Consider the following 13,422-nt stretch of genomic DNA (forward strand, 5'->3'; position numbering starts at 1 on the left):
CATGTTCAAGAAAAAAACCGCCGTCGCCGTCGCAGAGGTAAAACCCCAGGGCCAGCTTGAGTGGTACAGCGAAGTGCCACGTTCCATTCGCCTCCACAGTTCAATCGGTCTTGCCGTGCTGCTCGCCTCCTTCGGCGGCTTCGGGTACTGGGCCGGCACTGCACCGCTCTCCGCCGCCATCATTGCCCAGGGCAGCTTTGTCGCCACAGGCAACAACAAGGTCGTGCAGCATCTGGAGGGCGGCATCATCAAGGAAATGATGGTCAGCGAAGGCGACACCGTCAAGGAAGGCGACGTGCTTCTGACGCTCGACAAGACGACGGCGCTCGCCAACGAGCGCATGTTCCAGCTGAGACGCCTTCGCCTCGAAACCATCGTCACGCGCCTGCGCGCCGAGGCGCAGGGCCAAAAAAGCTTCAAGGTGCCTGACATCGTCATGAAGGAAGCCAGCGATCCTGATATCAAATCCATCATCCAGAGCCAGAACATCGTGTTCCACAGCAAGATCGTGAAGCTCGACGAGCAACTGAATCTCATCGAAAAGAACATCAAGTCGCTGGAGTTTCGTTATGCAGGCTATGAGGGGCAGAAGCAGTCCTTCGACCGTCAACTGGCACTTCTGACCCAGGAGCGTGATTCCAAGGAAAGGCTTGCCAAGGACGGTGTCATCCGCAAGACCGACATGCTGGCGCTGGAGCGCGCCATTGCCGATGCCATGGGCGATATCGCCCGACTGACCGGCGAGATGAACCAGAGCGAGGCTGAAATCGCCAAGTTCAAGCAGGAAGCGGTCATTGCCATCAACGCCAACAAGCAGGCTGCTCTCGACGCGCTCGAAACCGCAGAAGCCGATCTGGACAGCGTGCGCGAGCAAGTGCGCGGTGCCGCCGAAGTGCTGGAACGCACCGTCATCCGCTCCCCCGTCAACGGTACCGTGGTGCGCGCCTATTACCACACGGCAGGCGGCGTCATCACCACCGGCAAGCCAATCATGGAAATCCTGCCCGCCCACGTTCCCCTGATCCTTGAGGCGCAGGTTCTGAGAACCTCCATCGACCAGTTGCATGAAGGCCAGACGGCAGCGATCCGCCTTTCGGCACTGAACCGCCGCACCACGCCTGTTCTGAACGGTAAGGTCTTTTACGTCTCCGCCGATAGCATCGAGGAAAATGCAGGCCTGCAGGTTAAGGACGTCTATATCGTGCGCGTGCAGGTTTCAGACGAGGAGATCGCGAAGGTCCATAATTTCCATCCCGTTCCCGGCATGCCGGCGGATGTCCTGATCCAGACTTCGGAGCGAACCTTCTTCGAATATCTGACCAAGCCTATCTCCGAGAGCATGTCCCGAGCATTCAAGGAAAGATGAAGAAATACCGCTTTTCCAGGAAGGTTGGACGGCGGTTTTGCGTCGGGAAAATGCGGAACGCAGAAGGACCTACACTGTCAATCCCGTCCAGATCGGCATAGAATGCCAGTATATGTCTGGTGGGGCGGGAGAACAGCATGGCGGCAATGTCGGATATATTGCTGATGGTCGGCAGGCTGAATTACGTGTGGACCAACACCGAAAGCCTGATGATCTATCTGATCGTCCATCTCCTGAAAGTGGAGAAGGAAGCGGCCATCGTCGTGTTTCTGACGCTCAACACCACGCGCGCGCGCATGGATCTCATCGAGCGTCTGGCAAAACTTCCCTCAACGCCGGCGCCGGATCGCAAGACCATTCTATCCATCATGGCGCGGCTCAAGAAAGAATCGAAAACGCGCAACAAATACAATCATTGCATCTACTCCTTCGACGAAAAGGGCGAAATTGCCAGCACCCAGCTCATGCGACTGGTGGAGGACGAAACCCAGGTCCGTTACGGCAAGGTAGAACGCATGGACGAGAAAGAAATCGAACACCTCGAGAAATCCATCGCCGACATCGTCTCTGTCAGCAAGGACATGTGGAGTTTCATCCACGCCAGCCCGCACGTCTCATCGGATTACCTCTAGGATCGGGAAGAGCGAATGCTCAGGCTCGCGTCTGTAACCGCACGCCAATCGCGGGATGAGTTTCGCTATTCTGCGTGGCTTTCGCCGGCAGGCACAGTTTTCCGGCGGCGAAATACAGCAGGAACGAACCGATCTGGAATGGGAAGATGATATCGATCTCCACGAAGGAGCGGACGACGAACAGCGCGCAGATGGCAAAGAGAATGACGCCCTGCGGATCGCGCTGGCGCATCAGGACCGAGCGCAGATGGCCGAGCAGCGTTCCGTAAAGCACCATGCCGAGCAGAACCATGCCGACGATGCCATTCTCCACCACCGTCTCGATATAGGTGTTGTGAAAATGGAAGCCGCTGCGTCCGGTAATGAAGAAGTCGTTCCACAGGCGCTCGGCATCGGCAAAACCCACCACCCAGAACCCCTGGTAACCAACGCCGAGGATCGGTGTCTGCTTTGCCGCTTCGATGCCCTGCTGCCAGAGATAGGTGCGTCCTGTCAGTGTCGAATCCTTGCCGAAAAGGCCGAGAATGGCATCAAGCAAGCCGAACTGCAGTGACGCAACCACCAGCAATATGCCAATACCGCCGAGTGCGAAAAAGGTCATCTTGCGGTTGGCCGGTGAAAGCATGCCAATCGGGATGAAACCGATGATGAGGGCGACCACCGCCGCCGTGGTAATGGTGGATGTGGCCGATTGCGAAGCAATTAGGCTATAGGCCGATAGGAGCCCGGTGATGCCCGCGACCGGCAGCCAGATACCCCTTTGCTTGAGGATCAGCACGGATGAGACGGCGAAAATGACGCCGAGCGAGGCGTAGAAGCCAAGCTGGTTCTTCGATGAGAAAGCCCCGACAAAACTGTAGGTTCCATCAAGCGCATCGAAAAGGTGGACACCGAACAGCAGCGAATAGAGCAGAATGACGGTGATGCCGATCAACGCCCCACGTGTCAGCGTGCGGATGGAGACCACCCGCATGGCGATAAGTGCACAGACGATATGCGTCATATACTGGATGGAAGCGCGCATGGTGACCGATGCTGCCTCCGACCAGAAGCTCGACAGCACGGTCAGGATGCCGAAGGCGAATATCCACAGATAGCGCGGATAGTTACCCAGCACGCGCCGGTAATTGACCACTACAAGGGGCAGCCACATGCCATAATAGGCCAGAATCGAGATTTGCCCGAAACGCGACGAATAGGCGAAAACGAAGAATGACAGCGCAATCGCCGCCATTCCGTAGACCTCATTGCGTTCGGGATCGATCAGTGCCGATTTGGCGATCCGCATGAAAACCTCACTGCATCAGGATTTCGGACGAGACCTTGATGACGTCGCCTGGCTGAAGCATGGCGTTTTCATCCACCTTCACTTCTTTCGGCTTGCCGTTTTCCTCACGCACCACGACGTAGCTGATTGTCGCGGATTTTCCCGACGGATCGAAACGGATCGCCTCAGCCGATTGTGCGAGCGCCTCCGACATCAATTCCCGGCTTGTACCCAGTTGCAGATTGAGCTTGTCGAGTTCCGCTTCCGTGTCCTGCAATTCCTTGGAGCGCTGTGCCACCCAGTCATTGCGCAGGTTGATTTCATCCTGGGTCGCCTTGTTGATATCCTGCTTGGCCCGCAATGACTGCGTGTCGATATCAAGCAGTGCGGCTTCCACCTCCGCTGCACGTTCTTCCGCGGAAATACGCCGTTGCGATAGTGCAAGGCCCTGCTCGTTCAGCCGGTTGACACGGTCTCGGTCCTCATTGGCAAGCTCGAGCTGGCGGTTTTGCGTTTCCGATTTCTTTTTCAGCGATTCGACTTCGCTTTCCAGAAGCGCATGCAGATCCGTCAGTGCCTTGAGCTGCAAAGTGTAACGCTCGGTGCGCGATTTCATCAGCGCGCTTTCGCTGGCGAGAAGCGCGTCGATCTCGGCAATCTTTTCCATCTCCGGCGTCTTGGCAATGACCGTGTCACCCTTGACCTCGGCGATCAACCGCGCCTGACGGGCAAGCAGCCTTGCGCGCTGGTTGTCGTAAACGGCTGCGTCGCCGCGGGCATTTATGAAGTCGCGGGCAAAACGCTGCCCGGCATCGGAGCGCCGCAACCCGCCGGCAAGGCTTACGGCCTTCAACACCGTGAGATTGGCAGCATAGGGATATTCGCCTGGCGTCTGTACATCTCCGCTGAGGAAGATCGGCCGGAACTGGGCAATTTCGACAGAAGCCGACGGCAGGTTGCGAAGGGCGAACTTGCTCTGAAGCTGGGCTCCAATCGCCTCACCGACCTCTGCAGACGTCTTCCCCGCCACATCCAGCTGGCCGATGAAGGGCAGCGACAGCGCGCCGGATGGGCCGACGGAATAATCGCCGTTGATGACATCCCAGTTGCGGATGCTGCCATCGGCCGGCTGCCATTCGGCAACGCGGATGCGCAGCTTGTCGGCGGTGCCAAGCTTGTATTGAGCGCCTTCTGCAGCCATTGCGGAAAGCGGCGCTCCGAATGCGACGGATGCAACAAGCAGAAGGGCGGAGAAAGTGCGTCCGGCGGTTCTTTTTGCAAGCGGACGGCTGGCGACGGCAATAGGACCGTTCATCGGGAAACTCCCTGTTTGCGGATCGCCGCGCGGGCGATCAGGCGATAGAGCAGCCGGACGGTGCCGGCTGCACAGCGCCGCAAAAAGCGGCCATTATGATTTGCACCAATGACGCACCCAAAGACCGGACTTGGGATCCCGGTCAGGGTGCGTGGCAAAACAAAGATCGATAAAGCCAAACTCAATATCGGTTTTCAGTAGCTTCCGCGTGAAAGGCACACGGCGGGAATGGTCTTGACGATGATGAAGACGTCCTGTCGCATCGACCAGTTCTGCACATATTGCGTGTCGAAAGCCACGCGGGTCTTGTAGCTTACGTCATTGCGGCCGCTGATCTGCCAAAGGCCGGTCAGGCCCGGACGGGTGCTGAGGTAATAGGCGGCATCGCTTTCGTAGTAGCTCAGCTCCTCGTCGACGACGGGGCGCGGGCCAACGACGCTCATTTCGCCGCGGATGATGTTGAGAAGCTGCGGCAGCTCATCAAGGCTGAGCTTGCGCAACACGGCACCAACTGCGGTTACGCGCGGATCATTCTTGAGTTTGCGGGTCGCACGCCATTCCTCGGCGGCCTCCGGATTGGCGGCAAGATATTGCCGCAACATTTCATCACCGTTCATCGCCATCGTCCTGAATTTCAGGCAATGGAAATAGCGGCCATTATGTCCCACACGCCGGTGCCCATAAAAGATCGGGCCGGGATCGGACAATTTCACCAGTGCGGCGATCAACAGAAAAATCGGGCTGAAGATGAGCAGCGCAAGCAGGGCCGATGTCATATCGAAGCTGCGTTTTGCGATGCCCCCGATAGGGAAACTGACATCGAAGTCTTCGGAACTGCTGAGTGTCTGTTCAGCCGATTGGGTCGCGGACTTCATAGAGAGAACTCCATTTATGTTTTGCGATTGGTCGGTGCCCGGAGGCGTGTCTTTCCGTCTAAAAGAGATAACAAGTCTGTGTTCTGAATTTGATGCTAATGGATTTTTTGTAAGGCACATTGCCCCTGACCGTCTATGCGATTTCTTGCGAGAGCGGCCGATCAACGTCAGGGCAATATTAACGGTTGCATAAAAAAGCAACAAATGTGCCGGCGGCCATGTGTTGAGAGCATGGGTACCGCTCCCGCATGTATTGCGTTTTCGACAACAGATAGTCTTTTCTTATATGTTTCTTGTGACTTAATCAGGTGAGACAGGAACGCCAAGAACAGCCATGCGTCAGGAAGAATATTAAATTTTTTTGCAGCGCAGCAAGATTGTGGCAATGCATATAAAATTTGACATATTAGCCGGGATTTTTTTGCCGGCACGCCAACTTCGCCAAGAAAAAGCGATGGAAAAATTGCAAAAGCGGCGCAAAAGCGGCAAAATAATGGCAGGAACCCGTATCAAAGTTCGGTCGGATCGTAGAAAATCTCTCCGGCTGGACCATATTATCTCCGGCTGAAACGGTCCGACCACCATTCCGGCGTGAGTTTACGCGAAAGCCATAGAATCAGAAGGTGGGTGGTGTGCAGGCGCTGATGACCTCGCACGGCACTGGACCAACGCAGCGGAAGCGGTGCGGCCTGCGGCTTTCGAAATAATAGGCATCCCCCGGACCGAGAACCCGCCGCTCCTCGTCTACCGTCACCTCCAGACGCCCCGAGAGGATGATACCCCCCTCTTCTCCATCGTGGACCAGTGGCACCTTGCCGGTATCGGCACCCGGCTGATAACATTCCTTCAAGATTTGCAGGCTGCGGCCGAAAACATTTTCGCCCACCTGCCGGAAGGATATCGGTCCTTTGCCGATTTCGACAAGTTCATCCGCGCGGTAAAATGCCTTGCGGCTGGTCTCCGGCTCGTAGGCGAAAAATTCGGCAAGGCCGATCGGTATACCGTCGAGAATGCGCTTCAGCGCGCCGACGGACGGGTTGGAGGTGTTGGATTCGATCAGGGAAATCGTCGAATTGGTAACACCAGCACGTCTTGCCAGTTCACGCTGGGAAATATTGTGACGCAGCCGCAAATGGCGCAAACGCCCGCCTATATCCACCGACATGCGTGATCCCCCGTTGCCGTTGTTCGAAATATCGAAAACTACCTTTCCCGCCTATAACATTTTCAATGGCTTGGCCACAGCGAGAAAAGGGCTTGTTCAGCCCGGAAAATACCTTTCAATCACCGGCACCGAACAGGAGAACCGTTATGGACAACCCCAACCGATCCAACTCCACCTCACTCGACAGCTACTGGATGCCATTTACCGCCAACCGGCAGTTCAAGGCCAATCCCCGCCTGCTGACGAGCGCGGAGGGCATGTATTACACCAGCAATGACGGTCGTCAGGTTCTCGACGGCACAGCTGGCCTGTGGTGCGTCAATGTCGGCCATGGCCGCCACCAGATTGCATCCGCCGTCAAACACCAGCTTTCGACCATGGATTATGCGCCCTCGTTTCAGATGGGCCATCCCGTCGCCTTCGAATTCGCCGAGCGGCTGGCGGAAATCGCGCCCGGCGCGGAAGGCGCGAAGCTCGACCGCGTGTTCTACACCGGCTCGGGTTCTGAATCAGTCGATACGGCGCTGAAGATTGCCATCGCCTATCAGCGCGCCATCGGTCAGGGCACCCGCAGCCGTCTGATCGGCCGTGAGCGCGGTTATCACGGCGTCGGTTTCGGCGGCATCTCCGTTGGCGGCCTTGTCAACAACCGCCGTGTTTTTCCGCAAATCCCGGCCGACCACCTGCGTCATACCCACGATTTGGCGAAAAACAGCTTCGTAAAGGGCCAGCCCGAGCATGGTGCTGAACTGGCAGACGATCTGGAACGGCTGGTTGCTCTGCATGGGGCCGAAACAATCGCGGCCTGTATCGTTGAACCGGTTGCCGGCTCCACCGGCGTGCTGGTGCCGCCGAAGGGTTATCTGGAGCGCCTGCGGGCCATCTGCGACAAGCACGGCATTCTGTTGATCTTCGATGAGGTTATCACCGGTTTCGGCCGTATGGGCTCGTCCTTTGCCAGCAACTACTTCGGCGTGACGCCTGACATCGTTACCACCGCCAAGGGGCTGACCAACGGCGCAATCCCGATGGGTGCGGTTTTTACCAGCCGCAAGGTGCACGATGCGTTGATGCATGGGCCTGACAACCAGATAGAGCTGTTCCACGGCTATACCTATTCCGGACATCCGGTTGCCTGCGCCGCCGGCATCGCCACGCTCAACATCTACCGCGACGAAGGGCTCTTTACCCGCGCGGCAGAAATGCAGGATGTCTGGCACGACGCCATCCATTCGCTGAAGGGCCTGCCCAATGTCATCGACATCCGCACCATCGGCTTCATCGCCGGCATCGAGCTGCAATCGCGTGATGGAGCTATCGGCGCACGCGCCTATGACGTTTTCGTGGATTGCTTCGAGCGCGGTCTGCTCATTCGCGTCACGGGCGATATCATTGCCCTTTCGCCGCCGCTTATCGCCGAAAAATCCCATTTCGACGATATCGTCTCTATCTTGGGCGACGCGCTGAAAAGAGCGAATTAAAAGTATAAATCACTAATAAACAAAAGGCTGCAATTTCTATTGCAGCCTTTTTTTTGCATTTATCAAGACCGCAACAAAAATAGATCATTTCTTAAGCATATTCTATTAATTTCCCGTAGTATAACCAACCGAGCGGGAATGGCCTCATGGCGTCGATTCAGAAAAAAATTATATTGGCAAGCATTGCGATCTTTTCCATCACCGGAAGCGCGGCGGGGGTCGGTATCTGGGCGACGAATACGCTCAATCGCAATAGTACGGATGTATCGCGGTCCGCCGAGATACTTCATAATCATATGCGTGCCGACATGATGCACGATGCGCTGCGCTCAGACGTGCTGGCAGCCATTCTTTCCACGAATGATACGATGGGCCTGTCGTTCGACGCGGTAAAGGCCGACCTTGCCGAACATGAAGCCACTTTCCTTGAAGCATTGAAGCTAAACAAGGCGCTTACCGAAGGTACGAACGCCAAAGCCGTTATTGAGAGCGTTGAAAAACCGCTTCAGTCCTATCTTGAAAGCGCCAAAACGGTGGTTGGCCTCGTCAACGCCGATCCGGGCGCGGCGACAAAAATGATTCCGGACTTCATGCGCCAGTTCACCACTCTCGAAACCGCGATGGAAACGGCGAGCGAACAGATCGACGCGCTTTCCGAAGCAACTGTCGCGGAAAGCCAGGAGACGAAGGCGGTAATCGAGCTCGTATTAGAAGGGCTGCTGGTTCTGGCGACACTCTTCTGCGTAGGCCTCTTTATCCTCACCCGCAAAACGGTAACGGGTCCAATCCTGCGCCTGTCGAAGACGATGGAAATCCTTGCCAGCGGCGACACGTCACAACCTCCTTCCGGCATGGACCGGAAGGATGAGATCGGCTCCATGTCCGGCGCGGTCGAAATATTCCGGCAGGCGGCGATTGCCAATCGGGCGCTCGAAGAACAGGCCGCAGCAGCCAGACTGCAGGCAGAAGCCGATCAGGCGGCCGCGCGACAGCAAGCGGAGGACGATGCGTCTGAGCGGCTGCGCATCGCCACTTCCGGTCTTGCGACAGGACTGAAACGGCTGGCATCGGGCGATCTGGCCTTTCAGCTCGATCAGCCCTTTGCCCCTCAATTCGAGGCCTTGCGACACGATTTCAACAGCTCAGTGCGTCAACTCGGCGAAACGCTGTTCGCCATTTCCGATGGCATCAGCACGATTGACGGCAGCAGCCGGGAAATCGCCGCAGGTGCCGGCGATCTTTCCCGCCGCACGGAAAATCAGGCAGCGTCTCTGGAACAGACCGCAGCAGCTCTCGATGAAATCACGGTCAATGTTTCAAACGCCAACAAGCGTGCCGCCGAAGCGCGGCTCGCCGCCACCGATGCCAACCACAGCGCACTGAAATCTGTGGAGGTTGTCAGCCATGCGGAAGAGGCGATGCGCCGCATCGAAACCTCGTCCCGGCAGATCACCGGCATCGTCGGCGCCATAGACGAGATCGCCTTCCAGACAAATCTTCTGGCGTTGAATGCAGGCGTGGAAGCCGCGCGCGCCGGTGAAGCCGGCAAGGGATTTGCGGTAGTGGCGCAGGAAGTGCGCGATCTCGCCCAGCGCGCAGCAAAGGCCGCAAGCGAAATCCGCGATCATATCCGGCAATCCTCGACGGAAGTGGAAAGCGGCGTGAAACTGGTTCTCGACACCGGCACGGCGCTGAAGGAGATCGGCGAGCGTATCGCCGGCATCGATCGCCATATGAACGCCATCGCCACATCGGCGACCGAACAATCGACCGGCCTTGCCGAAATCAACGCGGCGGTAAACTCCATGGATCATGCCACCCAGCAAAATGCGGCCATGGTGGAGCAGTCCACCGCGGCTTCTGCAATGCTCGCCGCCGAAACGGCAAAGCTGCGCTCGCTTGTATCGCGGTTCCGTCTGGAAATGGAAAGTGCCGGTAGCCGCGACGTTACCCGTCGCGTGGCCTGAGGTCGCTGCCGCAAATCGAGCCGGCAGCAGCAGTATCGAAGCGCTTTGATTGCGCCTTCATTCATTAGCCATTTCCAGCCGCCCTCTCAGGCGGCTGGAAATTTCGTCTATCAATAGGTCTGCATTGGTTGCGACAGGCCGTCGCCGACCACGCCGCCGCCATACTGCGCCACGGGCACGCCCGCCTGCCCGATAGGAACACCCTGCTGTGCCGGCCCGAGCGCCGTCACCACAATCGGCGTACCATCAGGCACACGGTTATAGAGGTCGACAATATCCTGGTTCAGCAGACGCACGCAGCCGGAGGAAACCGACTTGCCGATCGTCCACCATTCCGGCGAGCCGTGCAGACGGTAGATCGTGTCCTTGCCGTCCTTGAAGATATAAAGTGCACGCGCACCGAGCGGGTTCTTGAGGCCTGGCTCCATGCCGCCATTGCGGCCGCTATAGGGTTCCAGCTCAGGCTGGCGGGCAATCATCTCGTCGGGCGGCGTCCAGCGCGGCCATTGACGCTTGTACTGGATAACGCCGCGTCCGGCCCATTCGAAGCCCGCGCGGCCGAGACCGACGCCATAACGCATGGCCTGGTTGTTCTCGTAGGTGAGATAAAGGAAATGGTTGGCGGTATCGACCACAATGATGCCGGGACGCTCACCGGTGGGATTTTCCACCATTTGACGCAGGAACTGGCGCGGGATCCGCTTGTAGGGAATTTCCGGCAACGGAAACTGCTCGTCGGGCTTCGGACCGTACATCAAGGCATACATCGGGTCGTCGGCCGGGGCTGTTGGCCGCGTGGCCTCACGCGAGGTGGTGTTACAGCCTGCAAGGCCGGCCAGCGCCAATCCGCCCGCTCCAAGCAGGAAACCTCGCCGGGTCGTTGTCGTGTCGTTCAATTGAAAAACCTCATCTGCGTCATCTTGCGCTGGCAAAGGGATCTGCCAGCGCCGCCTCGGGGCGGCTTATAGGGTACTTCGTGCCGGAGACCTGCGATGCCATGGCCTTTGCGCCACTGGATTTCAGGATGGCACGGAAGCTTGGGTGCATGCCGCCGTCTACATACGCGCTGACCGGGGCAGAAGTTCCCTCGTTCATCGCGGCGGCAAATTTCTGTTGCTCTTCGGCCATTTTCGACGCCACCAAGGGGTCCGGCTGGTTTATCGCAGGTGGGCAGGCCGCCAGCGGATCGGCAGGCTCACCGCCGGCAAATTCGCTGTTAAAAACGTATCGCCGGCCACAAACGGAAACCTTTGGCTGGCGGCGCGTCACCTCGAAATAGTCATAGCCTTCCTTGAGCGTCTTCCAGAAGGGCATATTGGGATCGTCCCGATTCGCCACCATGTTTCGGGCGCTCATGCGGAAGGGATAGGCCTGAACCTGAAAGCGGTCCTGCCCGCCCTGCAGCGCGCGCGCCACGACCGCATAAATCTCGCCGACCTGTTGATCGGTCATCGCGTAACAGCCCGACGAAGAACAGGCGCCATGCACCATCAACGCTTCGCCGGTGTAACCAAGCGCCGATTCCAGCCGGTTGGGATAGCCGAGATTGAAGGAGACGTAATATTGCGAATTGGGGTTCAGCATGCCTGCGGAGACATGATAAAACCCTTCCGGCGCCTGCCGGTCGCCCGTCTTCGTCTTCGGGCCAAGTTTTCCGGACCAGCGGCACATGGGATAGGTCTTGAGCAGCGCATAATTACCGGTCTTGTCGATCTTCCAGACCTCAAGCTCGCTTTCCTGCTTGAAAATGCGAACGAGAACCGGGCTTTCCGGGCGCATGCTCTTGGCAGACATCTGCGCCATCATCTTGGATGACAGCTTCGGCGGGTCCTTTTTGACGCTGTCGAGACCCATGGAGGTGCACGCGGCGAGACCGCTGCCGATCGCGACGACCGCAGCTATTCTCATTCCCGCTTTTACCCTGCGCCGCAGCCCCGCACTTGCGAAGTTCAGCAATGCATTCATACCCATGGATCGTTCTGCCCGCCCGATTTGCCCGCCTTTGTGGCAGAGGCTTAACTAGCGAAGGTGGCCATATGGCGGCAACCTCCCGCAAGGACAAAGTCTCGTGAACAGACGTTACCCATTCGTTAATCATACGCACACAAGCCTGTGATGGAACTGCCGCTACCGAAGAAGCCCCTGCCCGCCATCGATCCATACCGGCGTTCCGGTGATATGGCGCGACTGGTCAGATGCCAGAAAACCGATCAATGCAGCAACATCCTCGCTCGTCCCTGCAACCCCGCCGGTGACCGGAATGTCACCCGCCGGGAAACGGACTGGCACTTCGGTCCTGTCGCGCCCGCGTATGTCGGTATTTTCGTCAATCGCCGTTTCAATTTCGCCCGGACACACCGCGTTGACACGGATGCGATGACGCCCGAGCTCCAGCGCCAGTTGCTGGGCCATGGCAAGCTGCCCGGCCTTCGTCACCGAATAGGCGGTAGCGCCCGGCGAGTTGAAAGTGCGTGTGCCGTTGATGGAAGAGACGATGATGATGGAGCCGCCACCTGCCGCCTTCAGATGCGGCACACTGGCATGGATAGTTAGATAGGTGCCGCGCAGGTTGATGCGGATCGTATCGTCCCACTCCGAAGGCGTCAGCTCGTCAATCGGCGCCCAGACGCCGTTGACGCCCGCATTGGCCACTACGACATCCAGACGGCCGAAAGCATCGGCAAGCTCTGCGACGGAGTGTCGCATAGCTGCCTCTTCCGCCACATCGGCGACGAGGACCTTAGAAGCGCCAGATAAGGCGGAAATCTCATTTTCCACTGCCTGCAATTCAGATTCGGTACGGCCGAGAAGGCCTACGGAAAAGCCTTCCGCAGCCAGATGAAGGGCAGCAGCCCGGCCGATGCCGGAGCCAGCGCCGGTGACGAGGGCGACTTTACCATTGGCCAAGGTCACAGCCCTCCTTTTCTCGACGCGATCGAGGTGACCGTTGCCGAGACGGGGTCGCTGGCCGGAAAACTGTCTTCCAGCCCCTCTTCCAGTTCCTCTTCAAGAATGACACGATCCTTCGATGTGCGGGCGCTCGCCTGACCGTGCGGGGCTTCATCCTGCGCCGTGCCGAGAGCGGAAAACTGCGACGGCGCATCGGCGCCTTGACGCGTTCCGAATGCCGTCAGCTGAACCATCACCGCGCTCGCGCGTTTGATGGCCTCCGCATCGTCGATGCCATCAAGACCGTCGGCAAGGCGGACCGAGACCTGATCGCCGTCGCTACCGACAAATTCCACGGAAATCACTCCGTTATCCCGTTTTACATAGGTCGTAGAAAGTTGCATGACATGCCCTCCGATTTGAAAAAGCATCGGCGTAACCCGATGCGACAACACACTGAAACCT

At 57.9% G+C, this 13,422-nt stretch carries 12 protein-coding genes; 4 read left to right on the plus strand and 8 right to left on the minus strand.

Translation table 11 applies throughout. The features are described from left to right. Position 1: 1 nt before the first annotated feature. Both FB593_RS09935 and FB593_RS09940 read left to right on the plus strand, forming a co-directional pair. Positions 2-1,366: an HlyD family type I secretion periplasmic adaptor subunit gene (locus FB593_RS09935; protein ID WP_003510897.1), complete on the plus strand. Its 1,365-nt coding sequence runs from the start codon at positions 2-4 to the stop codon at positions 1,364-1,366. 137 nt (positions 1,367-1,503) lie between these two features. After that, positions 1,504-1,998: a hypothetical protein gene (locus tag FB593_RS09940; protein WP_013761578.1), complete on the plus strand. Its 495-nt coding sequence runs from the start codon at positions 1,504-1,506 to the stop codon at positions 1,996-1,998. Between the two features lie 19 nt (positions 1,999-2,017). Here FB593_RS09940 and FB593_RS09945 read toward each other — a convergent pair whose 3' ends face one another. The 4 genes from FB593_RS09945 to FB593_RS09960 all read right to left on the minus strand — a co-directional run bounded on the left by FB593_RS09945 (position 2,018) and on the right by FB593_RS09960 (position 6,620). After that, entirely contained in the window at positions 2,018-3,286 is a 1,269-nt protein-coding gene (locus FB593_RS09945; RefSeq protein ID WP_013761579.1) for an O-antigen ligase family protein, read from the minus strand. A 7-nt stretch (positions 3,287-3,293) separates the two neighbouring features. Continuing rightward, positions 3,294-4,580 carry a polysaccharide biosynthesis/export family protein gene (locus tag FB593_RS09950; RefSeq protein ID WP_013761580.1) on the minus strand — a complete coding sequence of 429 codons (1,287 nt, stop codon included), beginning with the start codon at positions 4,578-4,580 and terminating at the stop codon, positions 3,294-3,296. A 194-nt stretch (positions 4,581-4,774) separates the two neighbouring features. After that, positions 4,775-5,455, minus strand: coding sequence for a sugar transferase (locus FB593_RS09955; RefSeq protein WP_003510909.1), 681 nt, complete (start codon positions 5,453-5,455; stop codon positions 4,775-4,777). 616 nt (positions 5,456-6,071) lie between these two features. Then, a complete protein-coding gene (locus FB593_RS09960) occupies positions 6,072-6,620 on the minus strand; it encodes a cupin domain-containing protein (RefSeq protein ID WP_003510910.1) in 549 nt (182 codons plus the stop codon). 146 nt (positions 6,621-6,766) lie between these two features. On the opposite strand from FB593_RS09960, the gene FB593_RS09965 reads away from it, so the two are divergent. Both FB593_RS09965 and FB593_RS09970 read left to right on the plus strand, forming a co-directional pair. Continuing rightward, positions 6,767-8,101, plus strand: a complete 1,335-nt coding sequence (locus tag FB593_RS09965) for an aspartate aminotransferase family protein (protein ID WP_112296451.1) — start codon at positions 6,767-6,769, stop codon at positions 8,099-8,101. A gap of 146 nt (positions 8,102-8,247) precedes the next feature. Next, entirely contained in the window at positions 8,248-10,068 is a 1,821-nt protein-coding gene (locus FB593_RS09970) for a methyl-accepting chemotaxis protein (protein ID WP_112296452.1), read from the plus strand. A 110-nt stretch (positions 10,069-10,178) separates the two neighbouring features. On the opposite strand, the gene FB593_RS09975 is transcribed toward FB593_RS09970, so the two are convergent. The 4 genes from FB593_RS09975 to FB593_RS27500 all read right to left on the minus strand — a co-directional run bounded on the left by FB593_RS09975 (position 10,179) and on the right by FB593_RS27500 (position 13,361). Next, positions 10,179-10,964 carry a L,D-transpeptidase gene (locus tag FB593_RS09975; protein ID WP_013761583.1) on the minus strand — a complete coding sequence of 262 codons (786 nt, stop codon included), beginning with the start codon at positions 10,962-10,964 and terminating at the stop codon, positions 10,179-10,181. 19 nt (positions 10,965-10,983) lie between these two features. After that, positions 10,984-12,039, minus strand: coding sequence for a L,D-transpeptidase family protein (locus FB593_RS09980; RefSeq protein WP_013761584.1), 1,056 nt, complete (start codon positions 12,037-12,039; stop codon positions 10,984-10,986). A gap of 156 nt (positions 12,040-12,195) precedes the next feature. Then, positions 12,196-12,981 (minus strand): SDR family oxidoreductase, encoded by a 786-nt coding sequence (locus FB593_RS09985; protein ID WP_112296453.1) that lies wholly within the window; start codon positions 12,979-12,981, stop codon positions 12,196-12,198. After that, positions 12,978-13,361, minus strand: a complete 384-nt coding sequence (locus FB593_RS27500) for a hypothetical protein (protein ID WP_162694078.1) — start codon at positions 13,359-13,361, stop codon at positions 12,978-12,980. The genes FB593_RS09985 and FB593_RS27500 overlap by 4 nt, the downstream gene beginning before the upstream one ends. Positions 13,362-13,422 lie beyond the last annotated feature (61 nt).

Source organism: Rhizobium sp. SJZ105, from assembly GCF_007828365.1.
GTDB classification, from domain to species: Bacteria; Pseudomonadota; Alphaproteobacteria; order Rhizobiales; family Rhizobiaceae; genus Agrobacterium; species Agrobacterium tumefaciens.

Excerpts from the sequence above, each read along its gene's own strand:
- FB593_RS09955 (WP_003510909.1), bottom strand. The coding sequence starts at position 5,455 with ATGAAGTCCGCGACCCAATCGGCTGAACAGACACTCAGCAGTTCCGAA.
- FB593_RS09965 (WP_112296451.1), top strand. The coding sequence starts at position 6,767 with ATGGACAACCCCAACCGATCCAACTCCACCTCACTCGACAGCTACTGG.
- FB593_RS09980 (WP_013761584.1), bottom strand. The coding sequence starts at position 12,039 with ATGGGTATGAATGCATTGCTGAACTTCGCAAGTGCGGGGCTGCGGCGC.
- FB593_RS09970 (WP_112296452.1), top strand. The coding sequence starts at position 8,248 with ATGGCGTCGATTCAGAAAAAAATTATATTGGCAAGCATTGCGATCTTT.
- FB593_RS09935 (WP_003510897.1), top strand. The coding sequence starts at position 2 with ATGTTCAAGAAAAAAACCGCCGTCGCCGTCGCAGAGGTAAAACCCCAG.
- FB593_RS09950 (WP_013761580.1), bottom strand. The coding sequence starts at position 4,580 with ATGAACGGTCCTATTGCCGTCGCCAGCCGTCCGCTTGCAAAAAGAACC.
- FB593_RS27500 (WP_162694078.1), bottom strand. The coding sequence starts at position 13,361 with ATGCAACTTTCTACGACCTATGTAAAACGGGATAACGGAGTGATTTCC.
- FB593_RS09945 (WP_013761579.1), bottom strand. The coding sequence starts at position 3,286 with ATGCGGATCGCCAAATCGGCACTGATCGATCCCGAACGCAATGAGGTC.
- FB593_RS09940 (WP_013761578.1), top strand. The coding sequence starts at position 1,504 with ATGGCGGCAATGTCGGATATATTGCTGATGGTCGGCAGGCTGAATTAC.
- FB593_RS09960 (WP_003510910.1), bottom strand. The coding sequence starts at position 6,620 with ATGTCGGTGGATATAGGCGGGCGTTTGCGCCATTTGCGGCTGCGTCAC.